The following is a 17,010-nucleotide window of genomic DNA, read 5'->3' on the forward strand; positions in this document are numbered from 1 at the left end:
TCAAGACCCGCTTAGCGCAGGCTCTTTTCAAACTCCTCGAATGTGCGCCGGGCCGTCTCGTCCCAGGAAAATTCCCGGGACCGCGCAAGCCCAAGCGCCCCCTTCTCCCGTCGCAAGGCGGCGTCGCCGGCCACCCGGGAAAGCACCCGGGCCATGCCCTCGGCGTCGGACGGATCGTCGAGATAGATCCCGGCCTCCCCCGCCACCTCGGGCAGACTCGAAAGCTTCGAGGTCACCACCGGACAGCCGCAGGCCATGGCCTCCAGCACCGGCAGGCCGAAGCCCTCGTAGATGCTGGGATACACCAGGGCCAACGCCTTGGTGTAGAGCGCGGCCAGGGTCGCGTCGTCGGTGTAGCCGAGTTCGATGGGCGGGACACCTTCCAGCCGTTCCCGGGACCAGCCCGTCCAGCCGGCCGTGACCAGGGGCACGTCCAGCCCCGACCGGGCCAAGGCCCGGGGGATCACATGCATGTTCTTGCGCGGGTCATAGGTGCCCACGAACAAAAAGTACCGCTCCGGCACCGCCGAGGGCAAGGGCGTCTCCAGCGGATGAAAGACCTCCGGCTCGTGGGCGTTCCAGGTCACCCGTATGCGGTCCCGGTCGATGCCGAGCACCCGGACCATCTCGTCCCGGGTAAAGCCCGACACGGCCAGAAACCGCGAAACCCAGGCCAGCCTGCGGAAGAAAAACATCCGGAAATAGCGCACCCGCTCGGCCGGATGATGCTCGGGAAAGGTCAGCAGGGACAGGTCATGCACGGTGAACACCGTCCTGACGCCCCTCGGGACCCGAAACGGGAAAAATGCCGCCTCATGATAGACGTCATAACCCCGGGCCGCCCGCCAGAATGCCCATTCCCGCTGATAATGCCGGGCCAGCCGCACCCCGAGCGCCACCGTCGGCGGCAGCTTCCAGAGCAGATCGGTCAACCGCGACCGGGCGGCCAGATTCTCCGGCGGCTTCGGCGGCTCCCGCAGAACCCGCTTGCCGTCAAAATAGCCGATCTCCAACCGGTCGCCATAGCCCCGCTCCAACGCCCCGTACAAACAGCGCAAATAGCGGCCAATGCCCGTATTCACCGTGGCCAACGGCACGGCGTTGACGATGACGCGTAGCTTTTTCATGCGGTGTGCTGAGGAACCGGGGGAGGGAACCCCTTTTTGCAAAAAGGGGTTCCCTCCCCCGGGCCCCCTCCCTCCCCAAAAACTCTTAAAGGTACCCGTTCTTCCATGCGGCGCTTCGCCGCTGGCGCACCTTGTCGCCGCAATCGCGTCCGGCGTCGAGGCGCAACGCGCCTCGTGCCGCCGGGCCGATTGCGGCGACAAACGTTCGAGCTCCCGCTCGCCCCCCCCACCTCCACCCGCCATCCCAAGCCGGGGAAGGGGGGTCCGGGGGGCCCGTGGCCTCCCGGCGGGGGCTGGGGGGCAGAGCCCCCGCTTCTGCCGGGTCCAGGGCCGCGCCCTGGCCTATCCCCGCCTCACGCCATCGACCACACGCCGCATCCGCTCGACGAAAACGCCTTCACCGAATGCCTTGGCCCGAGCTTCGCAGGCCGGGCGCATGGCCAGACACCGGGCCGCGTCCAGGGCCGCAATGCCTTGCACCACGTCGCGCGGGCCGGGGTCCGGGGGCAGCAGGATGCCGGTTTCGCCGTCGAGGACGGTTTCGGTCAGCCCGCCTTCGCGCACGCCGAGCACGGGTTTGCCGGCGGCCATGGATTCCACCGGGGAAATGCCGAAGTCCTCGTCGCGCGGGATGTAGATCGTGGCCAGACAGGAGCCGACGAGACGTTTCAGATCGTCGTCGGGCGTCCAGCCGAGGATGTCGATATTGGGGCAGCCGGCGGCGAGGGCGCGCACGCGGGAAAGTTCCGAGCCGCCCGAGACCACCACCAGCCGCTTGTCGGGCATATGGCGAAAGGCCTCGACAATGACGTCCACGCGTTTGAGCACGTCCACCCGGGCCGTGGACAGGTAGAAGGGTTCCTGGGCGAGGAACCGGAAGGCGGCCGTGTCCACGGGCGGGTGCACGACCGTGGCCGGCAGGTGCAGAAAGCGCTCGATGCGGCGGCGCACGGTCTCGGAATTGGCCACGATGGCGTCCATGGCCCGGGCCGCGCGTTCGTAGGCGCGGCGGTAGCGGGCCAAAAGCAGGGCATAGAGCGGCCGGCGCAGGGCGGATTGGCGGGACAGGTAAAATTCGCGGTGATCGTAGAGGATGCGCGGCGGCGTGTGGCAGTAGAGCACCTGCGGGGCGCGGATGCGGGCGTGGGCCAGGGGAGCCAGGGAGCCGCTGTGGATGGCGAAGGGCGTTTCGGCGCGAGCGAAATTCTCGAAGGCCAGGCACATGGCCAGGGTCTTGGAGATGCGCGCGGCCAGGGGATGGTTGCGGGCCGCGTCGAGGTTATGCGGCACGGCCGGGCCGAAATAGCCGTCGGGGAAGGCGGCCGGGGCATAGGCCCCCGTAAAAAGGCCCGCTTCAAAGGCCCGGGCCAGGGTCACGGCCACCTTTTCGCCGCCGCCGGGAAAGGCGAAGGCGTCGTGGAGAACAAGGGGGCTGGCGTCGACGGAATCGGGCATGGGCTTCCTTGGCGCGTTTGGCGCGGTCGGGTGGGGATAGCGTGGCCGGCGGCGTCTGGCAATGGGGGAAAATCTCCCGGCGCGCTTGTCAGAATCGCAAATTGTCTTACAAGAGACAAAAAGCGCCCTGTCGCGCCAAGGAGTTCTGCCATGGCTTTCAGTGAAACGGTGATTCTGGGCGGCGTGGAATGCGACTATGACCCCGAAACCCATATCGCCCTGGTCTACTGCTCCAACTGTTCCGAGCGCAATGAAGTGGAAGTGTACCTCGACGAGAACGGCGTGCCCGAATACGCCGGGTTCGTCTGCGCCAAGTGCGGCACTTTCAACAGTCCGGAAGGCTGAGCCGATGTTGCCGCTCGCGCCCGCCTCGGCTACACATCTTCCCAGAGGCGCATGGCAACGCGCCCGGGAGTTTTACCGCCATGGGAAACCTTGCCCATTATCTGGAAATGGTCAACAAAGCCCAAAGTTATCAAGATCTTGTCTTTCTGCGCAACAGGATTTTCGACGCTATGGAAGCGGAGTTGACCGAAGACGAAGTGGAGACGATCAAACGGACCTGGACCGACCGGGCCAAGGATGAAAGCGTGCCCGTGGTGCCCGCTGGCCAGATTCGGGAAAGGTGAAGTCAGTGCGAGAGGGGCACCCCTTTTGAAAAAGGGGTGCCCCTCTCGCGCTCTCCCCTCCCTAAAACTTTCAACGGTTACGGGTGATGTAACGGTATCGCCCCGTAACTATCGAAAGTCTTTGGAAGGGGGGCCGGGGGGAGAACCTTTCTGCAAGAAAGGTTTCCCCCCGGTTCTTCTTCTAAAACAGACCGCGCCTCACGAACCGGGGCGGCGCTTCAAGACGAGGTTGAGCGCGGGGCCGGATTTGGGCGTGAAGACGGCGTGGGCCTCGTTGGGCCCGACAACGGTTCCCTTGAGCAGATGACCGCTGCCGTGCTGGGCGGCGAACTCGTCGCCGAGGACCACCCCGGCCACGTGGTAGGTATTGCTCCCGCCGCTGACGATATCCGGGATCACGATAACGCCCGAAATCATATCGCCCTGACGGGTAAAGCTGGCCGTGACTTCCTGGCCCAGCACCGAGGCCGTCCACTGGCCGGCGATCTCCTTCCCCCGGCCGGGAACGTCTTTTCCCGCCCGGGCCGGACCGGCGGACAGGGCCAAAAGGACCAGCAGACACCAGGCGGCCCGGACGGCCGAAAGCCGTAGAGCACCCATCACAACAACCCCTCGCGGCGCATGAAGCCCACGAATTTGGTCCGAATGTTTTTCAGTTCCAGCACGATTATTTCCAATTGATTATAGTGACTTGAAAACTTGACTGCCTGTTCCAGCTCACCCTGGCGCTTGGCCAGGCGCTGGCTGAGGTAATCCAAAAATGCCTGGGGCCCCTGCGGCCCGTCATGATCCATATTTTCCAAGGACTGCTCCTGATCGCCCGGCAACGCGGCTGTCACGAATTTTACACAGTTGCGGCCGGAGCCGCTGACCGGCTTTTAAGGCTATAATCAGGAATCGGCCGCTGTTCAAGGATGGCGGAGGGGCCGCGGCACAAAAAGCGGAAGCCGCCCAGGCCCAGGGAGTGGCCCAGACGGCTTCCTAAAAAGGCCGTGGTGGCGTGTTGGGGGAGGAGGCTAGGGGGTGGCCGCCACGGCCAGGTGATTTTGCGCGGTGTGGTTTCGGCTTTCGCCCACCGCTCTCGACTTGTTATTAGCAAATCCGGGGCCAACATCGCCTGCCACCCGCATTTGTTTTTATAGCTAAAAAAATCGGCATATTAACGCCAAGCGCCAGGGCAAAGCGGCCGGACCGGGCAAGATAGGCCTCGCGCCCCCCTTTTCTTTCGATTAGCTTTATTACAATCTTAATCGCGAGGGTCGCGGCCCACGGCCGCCGGCCAAGGCGGCCGCCGCTCCGGCCGGAAAGACGGGAGGACCGGGCACGGTGATTACGGTCAGCATCGACGACGTCAAAGACGGGATGATCGCCGCGGAAGACGTGCATGGGCAGGAGGGGTCCCTTGTCGTCCCCCAAGGCGCCGCGCTTGACCAGGAGCATATCCGGGCCATGCGGGCTTACGGCGTGCGCGACGTGCCCATCGTATCGGACGAAGCCCAGCCGGAGGATACGGCGTCGCAGTTCGCGGCGGTCGAAGCGCGCTGCCGGGAATTGCTGCGGCCGCGCTTTTCCGCTTTCGACCTCGATACGCCCTTTGGCCGAACGGTCTTCGATCTGGCCGCGGAGCGGGCCGCCACCCAGACCCTCGACGCCGGGGCCGAATGGGATGCGCTCCAATCCGCCGCCTGCCTGCTCGGGCCGCCGCCCGAACAACAACTTTTTTCCGCCTCGGCCGTCGATCCGGCCAGCCTTGTCTCGGACGAGGTGGAACTGGCCACCCTGCCCGAGGTGCACGCCCGCCTGCTCGACGCCCTGCAATCCGAAACGACCTCAAGCCAGGAGCTGGCCGCCTGCATCGGCAGCGATCCGGGACTGACGGCCAAGCTGCTGCGCCTCGTCAACAGCCCCCACTACGGCTCGCGCACCCCCATCGACTCCATCAGCCGGGCCGCGTCCATGGTCGGGCTCAATGAGCTGACCACCCTGGCCATGGGGCTGGCGGCGGTCAGCGCCTTCGACGACATCGACCCCGAACTCTGGGACATGCGCGCCTTCTGGCGGCACGCCGCCGCCTGCGGGGTGTACGCCTCGCTTCTGGCCGCGGAATGCCCGGGGACCTCGCCGGAGCGGGTTTTCGTTGGCGGCCTGCTGGCCGACATCGGCCAGCTCGTGATCCTGCGCAAGCTGCCGGCCGCCGCCGGCCGGGCCCTTTTACTGTCCCGGGTGGAAGGCCTGCCCATCGCCGTCGCGGAAGGCGTGGTGCTCGGCTTCGACCATACGGCCGTGGGCCGGGCGCTTTTGACGCGCTGGCATTTTCCCCAGGCGCTCACCGCCATGGTCGCCGACCATCTGCGGCCCGACGGGCGGCCCGAAACACGCGAAACCGCCCTTGTCCACGTTGCCGACATCCTGGCCACGGCCTGGGCCTGGCCGGCCTTTTCCGGCGAACCCGTTTCCGCCCTGTCCGAGGCGGCCTGGTTTTCCCTGGGCATCGCCGAAGAGACGCTGGAACAGGTTGCCGAGGACGGCGACGCCCGCATCCGGGGCATCGAATCCGTCTTTTTCGCTGCCGCACCTTTGCCACGCCAATAACACCACGGAGGTTCCGGGCTATGAAACCCGATACCCAGCCCACTGTTTCCCGCCGCAACCTCGTCCGCGCCCTGCTCGGCCGGGACACCTCCCCCGCCCCCCAGGCCCCGGATGCGGCCGCCGCCGCAGACCGCCATGCCACCGGGGACGCGGCCTATGCCGCCGGAGACTTTACGGCCGCCGTCGCCGCCTACCGCGCCTCGACCCGGGGCGACCTGTCCAATGCGCCGGTGCGCCTGCGCCTGGGCTACGCCCTGTACGCCCTGGGACAATACATCCAGGCCAGGGTGGAGTTCGAGCACGTGCTGCGCCTGACCGGCGGCGGCGAACCTTTGGCCCGCCTGTGTCTGGGGCTGACCCTGCTTGCGCTCGGCAAGTCGGAACGGGCGGCCACGACACTCGCCGCCTTCACCGATTCCGAACGGCCCGAGCTGGAAAAAATGACCGGGGAAGCGGCGCGACTGCTCGCCGCCGGCGAGGCGGTCGATCCGCAGTCGCTGCGACACGGCATCGAAAGCGCGGCCCGGGCAACGGCCTTTTTGCCCGAAATCGTGTCGGCGTAACGGGAAAAAGCACCGGAAACATTGCCACGATCCCCCGTGCACTGTATGGTGCACGAACTATGGCGCCCCATTCTTTCGGCGAACACCTTCGCCGCAGACGGCTGGCCCTTCTGGCCGAGGACCCTCGTTATTCCCTGCGCCGCCTGGCCGCGCGCCTGGGCATCCAGCCGTCCTACCTAAGCCGCCTGGAACGCGGCGCGGTCCCGAGCCTGTCCGAAAAGCACATCCTGGCCCTGGCCGGGGAGTTGGGCGAAAACCCCGACGCCCTGCTTGCCCTGGCCGGCAAGATCGCCTCGGACGTGCGGGAAGCCCTGCTCGCCCGGCCCGAGGCCTTTGCCAGCCTCATCCGGCGGTTGCGCGCCCGCCCCGACGCGGACGTCGCCGCCTGCGCCAACGCGGACGCGCTTTTGACCTCGTTTCGCGAAACCCAGCGCCTGGGGCGGGTGGGCAGCTTCAGCCGGGACCTCGTCACCGACGAGGCCTTCTGGTCCGAGGAATGCTTCCGCATTTTCGGCCTGCCACCGAACGGAGCGTCCTTAAGCTACGCCGACTTCCTGGCCCTGGTCCATCCCGAGGACCGGGGCAAGGTGGAGGCCGCGCGCCGACGGCTGCAAGCCAAGAGTTCCCAACTGCACTACACCTACCGCTTTCGGCGCGCCGACGGCCTGTGGCGGCATGCCCGGACCGTAGCCCGCTCCGAGGTCGATGCCGCGGGAAAGGTGGCGCGCTACCACGGCACCGTCCAGGACGTGACCACCGAACAACAGGCCCAGGAACATCTGCGTTCCATGGCCCGCTTCCCCGAGGATAACCCCTTTCCCGTCATGCGCGTGGGCCGCGACGGGCACCTTGCCTACGCCAACGCCGCCAGCGCCCCGCTGCTCGACGCCCTGGGCATGGCCGTGGGCCGGCCCGTGACGGCGGAACTCGCCGCCTGTGTGGCCAGGGCCCGGGAGACGGGGGCGCGCCAGGAACTCGACGTACCCGTCGGCGAAAATATTTTCGCCATCGTCGTGTCGCCCTCCCCGCTTTGGGGTGAGGCCAACTGCTACGGCCGCGACGTCACGGTGGAACGGCGGGTCGCCTCAGGCGCCGCCGACGGCGAGGGCTGTTGCCGGCAGCTGTTCGACGCCGCGCCCATCGGCATTTTCCGGGCTTTGGTCTCTGGCCGGCTGCTCACCGCCAACCCGGCCATGGCCACGATGTTCGGCTACGGCTCGCCAAAGGACATGTACGCCCACCTCGGGCACAACGCCGGGCTGTGCTACCGCGACCCGAAACGTCGTGACGAGATCGTGCGCCGGCTGTCCCGGGACGGCACAATCGGCAGTTTCGAGAACCCCTATCTGCGCAAGGACGGGACGGAATTCACCGGCAACCTGCACGCCCGGCTGACCGTTTCCGAGACGGGCGAGCCCGTGGTCGAGGGGTTTGTGGAGGACGCCACGGCCCGCAAGCTGGCGCGGCAGGAACTGGCGGAACGCGAGGAGCGCCTGCAAAACCACCTGCGCAACTTTCCCCTGCCCACCCTGACCTTTCGGCTGCGCGACCGGGAGCTGGTGCTCTCAAGCGCCAACAAGGCGGCCGAAGCCCTTTTCAAGGGGCGAATCGGTTCCTGTATGGAAGCACCGGCCGGGGCCATTTTCGACGAGGCCCCGGAGGTCTACCTGGCCCTTTGGAGCGCCCTGGAATCGCGCACGACCGAAAGCCGGCAACTTCTTTTCCGGCCGCCGGGCGCGACCGAGCCGGGGCTTTTCGCCATGACCTTCGTTGCCGCCGCCCCGGACACGGTCATGCTCCACGCCGAGGAAATCACCGCCCTGGCCCGCACACGCGAGGCCCTGCGGCGCGTCAACGACCAGTTGCGCGGCATTTTGGACCACGTGCCCTGCGCCGTCTATTTCAAGGACCCGCAAGGGCGCTGCATCATGGTCAACCGGGCCATGGAAGAGCTGTTCGGCCGGCCGGCCGCAGACATCGTCGGACATCCGCCCGGGCACGTGCACGTCCCGGAGGTGGCGGCGCGCATCGGCGAGGACGACCGGCGGGTCATGGAGACGGGACAGGCGCTTACTTTCGAGGAGGAAATCATCGCTAAGGGGGAGACCCGGACATTTCTCACCACCAAGGCCCCGCTTTGCGACGCCTCGGGACGGCCCTACGGGCTGTGCGGCATATCGCTGGACATCACGGCGGCCAAGGCGCTCGAACGGGACATTAATGCCGAACGCGACACCCTGGATTCGGTGCTGGCCTACGTGCCCTACGCCGCGAGCCTGGTCGGGGCCGACGGACGCACGCTTTTTCTCAACCAGCGCTTCATCGATCTGGTGGGCTACGATCTGGAAGACATTCCGGACGCGCGGGCCTGGATGCGCAAGGCCTACCCCGACCCGACGCTGCGGGCAAAGGTGGTTGCCGATTGGCAGGGGGAACTCGGCTCGAATTCCCGGCGGGTCTATCCGGTCCGTTGCGGCGACGGCGTCACCCGCAACCTCGATTTCAACGTCGTGGCCCTGCCGGACGGCCGCATGCTGCTCACCATAAACAAGGCCGAAGGCCCGGGAACGACGGAGGAAGACCAGCCTAGGCGATCCGGTTGAGCACGTCCGTGGCCGAGGCAAAATCGGCTCCGGCCGCGCGCATGGCGGTAATGGCCCGGTCGCAGTCCCCGGGCGTACTCTCCACGCCGGCGATGGCGTCGGTCACCACGGTCACGGCGAATCCCCTTTCCAGCGCGCCGAGCACGGCTTCCCTGACGCAGTACTCCGTGGCCACCCCGGCCACGTACAGGCGACCGCCGCCGGCAACCAGGCTGCGCAGCAGGACCTCGGCATGGCTGTGGGCGAAAAGCGACAGGGAATCCTTGTTGAAGACAATGTCTCCCGGGCCGGGGGTCAGAGCGTCGACCACGCGGGCCCCAGGCGTGCCCATGACGCAGTGCGACGGCCAGGTCGCGAACTCTTCGGAATCCTCGGGATGGGCGTCGTTGTCGTAGACCACGGCCTCGCCGTCGGCGCGAAAGGCGTTGCGCAAGGCGACAATGGGCGCGGTCACCGCCTGCCCCTTGGGGAAAGAAAGCTTTCCTTCCGGCAAAATGAAATCGTTGAGCATGTCGACGATAAGCAGCACGTTATCCATGACGGGTCCTTCCTTACTCCGGATTCCGCGAAAAAACGGCCTCATGACCGCCGGCGGCCGCCGGCGCGGGCGCGAGGATGGCCTTTTGCAAGAGCCCGGCCATCTCGGCGTTGAGCTTCACATTGGCGTGGGTGTCCACGCTGTTGACCACCATGTCCCCGGGATCGCGGCCGGCGAGAATCGGCGTCAGGTCCACGGTTTCCACGCCCTTGCCCTTGAAATACGCGGCCACGCGGGCGGTCATGGGCGCGGTGCCGGCCACGTCGGCAAGGCTCGGGATGATCAGCGCGATCAGCCGGACGTGGCGCAGCCGGCACCAGTCCACGATGGAGTCGAGCTCACGGGCATGCTCGTTCCAGACCGCCGGATCGGCGTAGGCCGCGCGCAGTCGGTCCCAGAACGTCCTGGCCGCGTCCTCCACATTGCCCATGCGCGCCAGCCGCCAGTAGACGAAATTGGCCAGGGCGAAATGGTCCACCAGGTACTTGGTCACCGTCCCCCTGGGAAATTGCACGGTAAACGGCAACGGGAATTTGGTTTTTTCCGCCGCCCGGTAGATGTCGTTGACGAAATAGGCCAGCACCACCACGTCCGGGGTCTGGGGATAGCTTTCCAGGGCCTTGTCCTCGTCCACGGTGTCCCAGCCGATCTTGGAGGCGTTGGCCACGCGCCAGCCCGCCCCGAGGTCCCGGCCCAGCACGTCGCCGAAGCGGTCGGCGACGTTGTCGATGCCGTGCCCGGCGGCAAAGGAATCCCCCACCACCAGCACCAGCTTTTCGCCGGGAGCCTTGGGACGCGGTTCGGCGTCACGATAGCCGAGGCTGTTGACCGGATGCCAATGGCGCGCGAACCAGTTGCGGCTGGACATGGTGATGTTGAAGCCGTCGGACTGGGCGAAAAAAAGGGCCATGGCCACTTCGAGGACAAGCAAGGCCGCCAGCATGGCGTCCAGGGCGACGAGCACGCCCATGCCGCCGGTGCGGGCGCGGCCGCGCCGCAGGCGCGAAAGCCCCCACATGACGACAAGGTTCAACGCGCAAAGCGCGACAACAGCATAAAGGATGTACATCATGGGCGTCCGGCGGGGTTAACGGCTCTTACGCCAGGACTTTTCCTGCCCGGCCACCAGCCGGGAGATGTTCTCGCGATGCTTGACGATGACCAGCACCGCCACGACCAGGGCGGCGAAGGTCAACGCGCAGGGACCAAGCCAATACAGAAGCACCGGCAGGCACACGGCCAACGTCAGCGAACCGGCGGAGACGAACCCCGTGGCCCAGATGACCAGCACGCAGGCCGCCACGGACACAAGCGCCGCAACCGGAGCCGCGCCCAGAAACACACCGATGGTGGTGGCCACGCCCTTGCCGCCCTTGCCGTACAAAAAGACCGAATACATGTGGCCGACCACGGCCACGACGATGACCAGGGTCATAAAGACCGCGCCGCCGTGCATGGCCCGGGCCACCAGCACCGGCAACAGCCCCTTGAGCAGGTCCAGGACCAGGGTCAGCACGCCGTAGCGCGTGCCGCAAAGCCGCGCCACATTGGTGGCCCCGGTGTTGCGGCTGCCGGCAAGCCTGGGGTCCACACCGCAAGAGGCCTTGGCCACGGCCAGACCGAAGGGAAAGGCCGCGACAAGGTAGGTCAGCACGAGGAAAGCAACATGCGCAATGCCCATTTCAAACTCCATCATCTCCCCAGGAAGGGAGGTTCGGTGGAAATTTCCCCAATGGGGTGGTCAAGGAGGGAGCAAAGCCCCCTTTAAAAAGTTTTTGAAGGGGATCCGGGGGAAACTTTTTTCAAAAAGTTTCCCCCGGCCGCCGGAGGCATTTCTTCCCCTCTACCTACCCTTCGGCACCCATGAAAAACGCCTCGGCGCCCTCGGGCAGCCGGGCCGGAATCTCCTCCGCGCCAAAGACGCGCAGCTCGTTCGTCAACGGATCGATCCTGCCCAGGCGTAGCGCATAGCGCTGGCCGATGTAAATCGTGTCGCCCAGGGTGTCCTTCGTGGCCCGGACATACATCTGCATGTCGGGCAGGGCCAGGGACACGAATCCGCCGCCGCCGAGATCCACCACGATGCCCTCGAAGGTGCGCTCGCGGCAGTTGCATTGCAGGTACAACAGCTTCCAGTAGCGCGGCCGGAACCGCTGCACCCGGCCCACGGCCTCGAGGCGCGACGTCAGCTCGGGCAGCCGGGCCTCAAGTTCCCCCCGGCTCCAGCGCGGCGCGCCGGTGCGCAGCAGGCTTTCGAGCTGGGCCAGGTTGATGAGGTCGCCGTAACGCCGCAGGGGCGAGGTGACCGGGGCATAGGCCGAGGCGGCCAGGGTGGCGTGGGGCCTGGGATCGGGTTCGGTCAGGGTCGGGGGCAACTCGCGCACCACCCGCTGGATCGAGGGCGGATCGCCGTGCACGCCCCGGACCTCCGGAGAAAGGGTCGCGTCCTGGGTGCGAAACAGCATGGCCGCGCCATGCGACACCGCATACTCGGCGGCGGCGGTATTGCCGAGAATCATGAACTCGCTGACCATGAGCTGGGACTTGGGATAGCTCGGGCACAGCCCCATCTCCACGGTCACGTTGTCGGGATAGCCCGAAAGCATAATGTCCGGATCGGGCCGCTCGATGATCACCGCCCCGCGCTCCAGGCGCTTTTGCCGCAGCGCGACGGCCAGGGCATGGCCCAACTTGTAGGACTGCGGCGCATCGCCGGCGTCGAGGGCCGCTTCCACGGCGGCATAGGTGGTGTTTTCGGCCAGGCGGACGAAGGTCTTGCGCATGGCGAAACCAAGCACGTCGCCTTCCTCGGAAAACTCCCACTCCATGACGAGCGAAGGCCGCACCTCGCCGGCAAGCAGGCTGTAAAGCCCGGTGCCGAGCGCCTCGGGCAGCATGTGGCTGACCCCCTCGGGCAGATAGAGGCTCGAGGCCCGGTAGGCCACAGCCCTATCGAGGGGGCCGTCGAATTCCCAGTCCAGGGCCGGATCGGCCAGGGCCAGGACCAGCCGGATGCCGCCGCCCGGGCGGGGCTCGGCGTAAAAGGCGTCGTCGATGTCGCGGGTGGTCGGGGAATCGACGCTGACAAAGGGAATGGGCTCGGGCTCCTGGCACAGGGCCGAAAGCCCGGCCCGACGCGCCTCCACCTCGGCGGCAAGCGGTTGCCACCAGTCGTCCCCGGCGGCGTAATCGGCCTGATCGAGCAGATAATTGTAGTGCGGCGGGACAATGCCCCACTGTGTGGCCAGGATGTAGGCCTGGAACGGATGATCGGGCAGGCCCTTTTTCAGCATGGCCCACAGGGTGGCGGACTCGGGGTCTTCGGCGTCGGCCATGAGCCTGTGCAGCAGTTTCTTAAGCTTCTCCGCCGCATCGGGATCGAGCTTGGCGGCCAGATTCGCACCCTTCTTGCGGTCGCCGGAAAGCCAGCCCTGCCAGAGCTCCTTGAAAAACGTCTGGCCGGCCACCACCACCTTTTCGCGTTCCTCGGCCAGGGCGGCTTCGGCCATGCGCCGCTCCACCAGCTCGGCCGGGAACACCTCGAACTTGGGCGGATGGAACTTGAAATGCGTCTTGCAGCCCAAAAGCGCCCGGCCCATGGCCGCCACGGCGTCCACGTCCGGGTCCTCGCCCACAAGCCCGGCGAACCACTCGGCCGACTCCTCGCGCACCTCGCCCTGGGCCAGCTCCCACAGCTCCAGCGGGGCAATGGCCTTGGCCGCGGCCTCGCGCCTGGCCTGATGCGCGGCCAGGATCTCCAGCATCTCGCTGCGGTCCCTGGTCCCGTCATAGCGCGGCCCCATCCAGGGCAGCACCCGGGAGGCAGCCAGCTTCTCCTCACGCTTGGTCAACGTGTAAAGCCGCAAACGGCCCGAAGATTCCTCCAACACCCAGGCGACCTGAGGCTGGTTGCCCTGCATGAACTCCACCAGGCACCCCGGCCCGGCATACCGTTCCAACGCCATGTTGTGTGTATATCCTTATTAGAGAAGAGATGAGGAACCGGGGGAGGGAACCCTTTTTTGCAAAAAAGGGTTCCCTCCCCCGGACCCCCACCCTCCCCAAAAACTTCAATGGGGGCTCTGCGTCCCCTCCTTCACGTTCTTTACATGCGGCGCTTCGCCGCCGGCGCACCTTGTCGCCGCAATTGCGTCCGGCGTCGAGGCGCAACGCGCCTCGTGCCGCCGGGCCGATTGCGGCGACAAACGTTCGAGCCTCCGCCAACCTGCCACACGCCCGCTTCGCCAAAGCCGAATCGGGGGGTCCGGGGGGCCCGTGGCCTCCCGGCGGGTCCAGGGCAGCGCCCTGGCAGGGTCCGGGGCAGCGCCCCGGCTCTCCCGGTTCCCCCGGCTCCTGCCGCTCCTGCCGCTAGTGCCGAAACGACCGCTGGCCGGTGAAGACCATGGCCACTTGCGGCGTGGCCTCGTTGCAGGCGGCGACGACTTCGGTGTCGCGGATGGAGCCGCCGGGCTGGGCGATGGCGGTCACGCCCGCGCCGATGCACAGGTCCACGCCGTCGCGGAAGGGGAAAAAGCCGTCGGACACCAGCACCGAGCCGATAAGCCCGCCGTTCGTGGCCTCGGTGCGCTTGTCGATATCTTCGAGAAGTTTGGCCGCCTCGGGATCGGTCTTGGCCTTGAGCTTCAGTTCGTAGAGCGACATTTTGCAGGCGGCGAAGGCCAGTCCGTCGGCGTACTTGGTCTTGGCCTTGTGGATGGTGAGCTCCACCACGCCGACGCGGTCCTGTTCGCCGGTGCCGATGCCCACGGTCGCGCCGTTCTTGACGAAGATGACGGAATTGGAGGTCACGCCGGCTTCCACGGCCCAGGCGAAGAGCAGGTCTTCGGCCTCGGCCGGGCTCGGAGCCCGGGCGGTGACGGTGGTGCCGGCCTTGTCGGTCGCCGTGGCCGGCAGGAAGTCCCCGGCGGCAAGGATGCGGTTGCGGAAGGAGAACTGAAGCACCATGCCGCCGTCGGCCAGGCATTTGACGTCGAGGAACGGCTGGCCCACGAGCTTTTCCAGCTGGGCCAGCCCCGGCAGCTTGAAGATGCGCAGATTCTTTTTGGACTTGAGGATTTCCAACGCCTTGGGCTCGTAGTCCGGGGCGGCCACCACTTCGAAATAAACGGCATTGATTTTTTCCGCCGTGGCCACGTCGAGGGTGCGGTTGACCACGATGGCCCCGCCGAAGGCGGCGATGCGGTCCGCGTGGAAGGCGGCCTCGAAAGCCGGGCACAACCCGTCGTCGGACCAGGCCGCGCCGCAGGGATTGTTGTGCTTCAAAATGACGGCGGCGGGCTTTCGGGTCAGGTACTGCAGGATGTTGACCCCGTTGTCCACGTCGGTCAGGTTGGTCTTGCCGGGATGTTTGCCCGATTGCAGCAGGTGCTCCTCGGTGGCGGCGCAGACAAGCCCGTCGCCCGGCCCCCGGAAGGTCACGCCGCCAAGGGTCAGCCGGCCTTCAGTCGGTGCGTAGAGGGCGGCCGGCTGGTCGGGATTTTCCCCGTAACGCAGGCCCTTTTCCTGGCCGTCGATGGTCCAGGTCCTTTTGGCGAAGGTCAGTTCGGCATCGCCCAGACGGATGACCAGTTCGGCCGGAAAAGGATCCTCCACCATAGTGGTGTACATTTTCTTCAAGTCACTCATATCGTGGCCGCTCCTTGCGCGTTATCTGCGAGCGCATGCCTAGCACAGCCGGGAAGCGGCGGCAAATTGCATTTGGAAGGCCCGGCCAATTCTGCTACGAAGGCCTGTCCGCCCGGTAAGGACGGCCGCATTTCGGGGTTAGAGGTACGATCGTGGAACAGGTTCTCTTGAAATTGGCCCGGCAGCTTCGCGCCTTCGACGAGGCATCGCTCATGGCCCTTTGGGACAAGTACGCCGAGGCGGTGAGCCACTTCGAACCGTCGCAGCGTTGGGAAGAGTCGGTCCTGGTCCTGGCCATGATCCAGGGGATGCGTTTCAAAAACCAGCTATTCAACCATCATTGGGCCGAAGGCCGCCAGCCTGGGCACCAGCCCGAGCCGGCCACGGCCGAGGCCGTGCCCACCGTCGCCACGCCCGGCGCTCCCGCCGCGACGCCGCAGACGGACACGACGCCTGCCGCCAAGCCGCGCCGGGGCAAGGTCCTGGAATTTCGACCCAAGGATGCAGGGGAGTCTTAAGGATATGGCCGAGCAGCGCAACCAGCAGGCCTCCGGCACCGGCCGGGGCATCGTCATTCACGGCGCGCAGTGGGGAGACGAGGGCAAGGGCAAGATCGTCGACCTGCTCACCGAATCCGCCAAGGCCGTAGTCCGCTTCCAGGGCGGCAACAACGCCGGCCACACCCTGGTCGTCGGCGGCGAGAAAACCATCGTCCACCTCATGCCCTCGGGTATTCTCCACCCCGGCACCGTCTGCCTCATCGGCAACGGCGTGGTGCTCGACCCCGAGGTGCTGTGCCGCGAAATGGACACCCTGGGCGAAAAGGGCGTGCACGTCACCCCCGAGCGACTGGTCATCTCCAAAAAGACCCAGATCATCATGCCCTACCACCGGCTGCTCGACGGCGCGCGCGAAACCCTGCGCGCCGGAAGCAAGATCGGCACCACCGGCCGCGGCATCGGCCCCTGCTACGAGGACAAGATGGCCCGCATCGGCATCCGCGCCGGCGACTTCGCCGACCCGGAACTGCTGGCCAAAAAGATCGCCCAGGCCCTGATCGAAAAGAACACGCTTTTCACCAAGCTCTACAACATGCCCGCCCTGGACCCCGGCGTGGTGGCCGAAGGACTGGCCCCGGTGGCGGGACGCCTGCTGCCGTACCTCGGCGACGTGTCCACGGTCATCCAGAAGACCCTGGCCGGGGGCGGCGACGTACTCTTCGAAGGCGCGCAGGGCACCCACCTCGACATCGACCACGGCACCTACCCCTTCGTCACCTCGTCCAATACCGTGGCCGGGCAGGCCGCCGCCGGCAGCGGCTGCTCGACCGCCGTTCTCGGCCGCGTCGTGGCCGTGGTCAAAGCCTACACCACCCGCGTGGGCTCGGGCCCCTTCCCCACCGAACTCTTCGGTACCATCGGCGACTACCTCCAGGAAAAAGGCGGCGAATACGGAGCCACCACCGGTCGCAAGCGCCGCTGCGGCTGGCTCGACCTGGCGCTTTTGCGCGAATCCGCCCGCCTGTCCGGCCCCACCGACATCGCGCTGACCAAGCTCGACGTCCTAAGCGGCCTCTACGAAGTCAAACTCTGCATCGGCTACCGCTACAAAGGCAAAATCCACGAGTACCCGCCCCAGGAAGAAGGCGCGCTCGAACACGTGGAGCCGATCTACGAGACCATGCCCGGCTGGGAAGAGGACATCTCCGGCATCACCGCCTGGGAGGACCTGCCCCTGGCTGCCCGCGAATACGTGTCGCGCATCGAACAGTCGCTCAAAACCACCTGTTCCATCATCTCCGTCGGCCCCGACCGCCGGCAGACGATCCTCAGAGGGTAGCCGGAGCGCCGCCCCGGC

General features: G+C 66.5%; 16 protein-coding genes. 7 read left to right on the forward strand and 9 right to left on the reverse strand.

From position 1 onward, the window contains the following. Positions 1 to 11 precede the first annotated feature (11 nt). Both K9F62_04185 and K9F62_04190 read right to left on the reverse strand, forming a co-directional pair. On the reverse strand, positions 12 to 1,127 hold the full coding sequence (locus K9F62_04185; protein UJX41899.1) for a glycosyltransferase family 4 protein: 1,116 nt from the start codon (positions 1,125 to 1,127) through the stop codon (positions 12 to 14). Positions 1,128 to 1,469: 342 nt separating this feature from the next. Further along, on the reverse strand, positions 1,470 to 2,582 hold the full coding sequence (locus K9F62_04190) for a glycosyltransferase (GenBank protein UJX41900.1): 1,113 nt from the start codon (positions 2,580 to 2,582) through the stop codon (positions 1,470 to 1,472). A gap of 150 nt (positions 2,583 to 2,732) precedes the next feature. On the opposite strand from K9F62_04190, the gene K9F62_04195 reads away from it, so the two are divergent. Both K9F62_04195 and K9F62_04200 read left to right on the forward strand, forming a co-directional pair. Beyond that, positions 2,733 to 2,927, forward strand: a complete 195-nt coding sequence (locus tag K9F62_04195; protein UJX41901.1) for a hypothetical protein — start codon at positions 2,733 to 2,735, stop codon at positions 2,925 to 2,927. 80 nt (positions 2,928 to 3,007) lie between these two features. Then, on the forward strand, positions 3,008 to 3,211 hold the full coding sequence (locus K9F62_04200) for a hypothetical protein (GenBank protein ID UJX41902.1): 204 nt from the start codon (positions 3,008 to 3,010) through the stop codon (positions 3,209 to 3,211). A gap of 198 nt (positions 3,212 to 3,409) precedes the next feature. Here the strand turns inward: K9F62_04200 and K9F62_04205 are convergent, their stop codons facing one another. Both K9F62_04205 and K9F62_04210 read right to left on the reverse strand, forming a co-directional pair. Continuing rightward, positions 3,410 to 3,814, reverse strand: a complete 405-nt coding sequence (locus tag K9F62_04205; GenBank protein UJX41903.1) for a hypothetical protein — start codon at positions 3,812 to 3,814, stop codon at positions 3,410 to 3,412. Then, entirely contained in the window at positions 3,811 to 4,005 is a 195-nt protein-coding gene (locus tag K9F62_04210; protein ID UJX43121.1) for a hypothetical protein, read from the reverse strand. The genes K9F62_04205 and K9F62_04210 overlap by 4 nt, the downstream gene beginning before the upstream one ends. Positions 4,006 to 4,537: 532 nt before the next feature. On the opposite strand from K9F62_04210, the gene K9F62_04215 reads away from it, so the two are divergent. Genes K9F62_04215 through K9F62_04225 form a run of 3 tightly spaced genes read left to right on the forward strand, consistent with a single transcriptional unit; the run spans position 4,538 to position 8,969 of the window. After that, complete coding sequence (locus K9F62_04215) at positions 4,538 to 5,803, forward strand: HDOD domain-containing protein (GenBank protein ID UJX41904.1); 1,266 nt, start codon at positions 4,538 to 4,540, stop codon at positions 5,801 to 5,803. A gap of 20 nt (positions 5,804 to 5,823) precedes the next feature. Further along, positions 5,824 to 6,366 carry a tetratricopeptide repeat protein gene (locus K9F62_04220; protein ID UJX41905.1) on the forward strand — a complete coding sequence of 181 codons (543 nt, stop codon included), beginning with the start codon at positions 5,824 to 5,826 and terminating at the stop codon, positions 6,364 to 6,366. A 59-nt stretch (positions 6,367 to 6,425) separates the two neighbouring features. Further along, complete coding sequence (locus tag K9F62_04225; protein ID UJX41906.1) at positions 6,426 to 8,969, forward strand: PAS domain S-box protein; 2,544 nt, start codon at positions 6,426 to 6,428, stop codon at positions 8,967 to 8,969. On the opposite strand, the gene K9F62_04230 is transcribed toward K9F62_04225, so the two are convergent. The 5 genes from K9F62_04230 to K9F62_04250 all read right to left on the reverse strand — a co-directional run bounded on the left by K9F62_04230 (position 8,953) and on the right by K9F62_04250 (position 15,153). Beyond that, the gene (locus tag K9F62_04230) at positions 8,953 to 9,507 is read right to left on the reverse strand and encodes a cysteine hydrolase (protein UJX41907.1); all 555 of its coding nucleotides are present in this window, start codon (positions 9,505 to 9,507) and stop codon (positions 8,953 to 8,955) included. The two genes, K9F62_04225 and K9F62_04230, sit on opposite strands and share 17 nt — an antisense overlap. Before the next feature lie 13 nt (positions 9,508 to 9,520). Further along, entirely contained in the window at positions 9,521 to 10,579 is a 1,059-nt protein-coding gene (locus tag K9F62_04235; protein UJX41908.1) for an SGNH/GDSL hydrolase family protein, read from the reverse strand. A gap of 15 nt (positions 10,580 to 10,594) precedes the next feature. After that, on the reverse strand, positions 10,595 to 11,182 hold the full coding sequence (gene plsY / locus K9F62_04240) for a glycerol-3-phosphate 1-O-acyltransferase PlsY (protein ID UJX43122.1): 588 nt from the start codon (positions 11,180 to 11,182) through the stop codon (positions 10,595 to 10,597). A gap of 172 nt (positions 11,183 to 11,354) precedes the next feature. Then, on the reverse strand, positions 11,355 to 13,472 hold the full coding sequence (locus K9F62_04245) for an RNB domain-containing ribonuclease (GenBank protein ID UJX41909.1): 2,118 nt from the start codon (positions 13,470 to 13,472) through the stop codon (positions 11,355 to 11,357). Between the two features lie 403 nt (positions 13,473 to 13,875). Then, a complete protein-coding gene (locus K9F62_04250; GenBank protein UJX41910.1) occupies positions 13,876 to 15,153 on the reverse strand; it encodes an IMP cyclohydrolase in 1,278 nt (425 codons plus the stop codon). 152 nt (positions 15,154 to 15,305) lie between these two features. Between K9F62_04250 and K9F62_04255 the strand changes: the two genes are divergently transcribed. Continuing rightward, a complete protein-coding gene (locus tag K9F62_04255) occupies positions 15,306 to 15,671 on the forward strand; it encodes a hypothetical protein (GenBank protein ID UJX41911.1) in 366 nt (121 codons plus the stop codon). A gap of 4 nt (positions 15,672 to 15,675) precedes the next feature. After that, a complete protein-coding gene (locus K9F62_04260; protein ID UJX41912.1) occupies positions 15,676 to 16,992 on the forward strand; it encodes an adenylosuccinate synthase in 1,317 nt (438 codons plus the stop codon). Positions 16,993 to 17,010: the final 18 nt, after the last annotated feature.

Origin of the sequence: Desulfovibrio sp. JY (assembly GCA_021730285.1) — a bacterium.
In the GTDB taxonomy this organism is placed as follows: Bacteria; Desulfobacterota; Desulfovibrionia; order Desulfovibrionales; family Desulfovibrionaceae; genus Solidesulfovibrio.

What these genes read in the sequence shown, in the direction of transcription:
- K9F62_04190 (UJX41900.1), bottom strand. Translation starts at nt 2,582, where the DNA reads ATGCCCGATTCCGTCGACGCCAGCCCCCTTGTTCTCCACGACGCCTTC.
- K9F62_04230 (UJX41907.1), bottom strand. Translation starts at nt 9,507, where the DNA reads ATGGATAACGTGCTGCTTATCGTCGACATGCTCAACGATTTCATTTTG.
- K9F62_04250 (UJX41910.1), bottom strand. Translation starts at nt 15,153, where the DNA reads ATGAGTGACTTGAAGAAAATGTACACCACTATGGTGGAGGATCCTTTT.
- K9F62_04195 (UJX41901.1), top strand. Translation starts at nt 2,733, where the DNA reads ATGGCTTTCAGTGAAACGGTGATTCTGGGCGGCGTGGAATGCGACTAT.
- K9F62_04210 (UJX43121.1), bottom strand. Translation starts at nt 4,005, where the DNA reads ATGGATCATGACGGGCCGCAGGGGCCCCAGGCATTTTTGGATTACCTC.
- K9F62_04235 (UJX41908.1), bottom strand. Translation starts at nt 10,579, where the DNA reads ATGATGTACATCCTTTATGCTGTTGTCGCGCTTTGCGCGTTGAACCTT.
- K9F62_04220 (UJX41905.1), top strand. Translation starts at nt 5,824, where the DNA reads ATGAAACCCGATACCCAGCCCACTGTTTCCCGCCGCAACCTCGTCCGC.
- K9F62_04260 (UJX41912.1), top strand. Translation starts at nt 15,676, where the DNA reads ATGGCCGAGCAGCGCAACCAGCAGGCCTCCGGCACCGGCCGGGGCATC.
- K9F62_04225 (UJX41906.1), top strand. Translation starts at nt 6,426, where the DNA reads ATGGCGCCCCATTCTTTCGGCGAACACCTTCGCCGCAGACGGCTGGCC.
- K9F62_04245 (UJX41909.1), bottom strand. Translation starts at nt 13,472, where the DNA reads ATGGCGTTGGAACGGTATGCCGGGCCGGGGTGCCTGGTGGAGTTCATG.
- K9F62_04200 (UJX41902.1), top strand. Translation starts at nt 3,008, where the DNA reads ATGGGAAACCTTGCCCATTATCTGGAAATGGTCAACAAAGCCCAAAGT.
- K9F62_04185 (UJX41899.1), bottom strand. Translation starts at nt 1,127, where the DNA reads ATGAAAAAGCTACGCGTCATCGTCAACGCCGTGCCGTTGGCCACGGTG.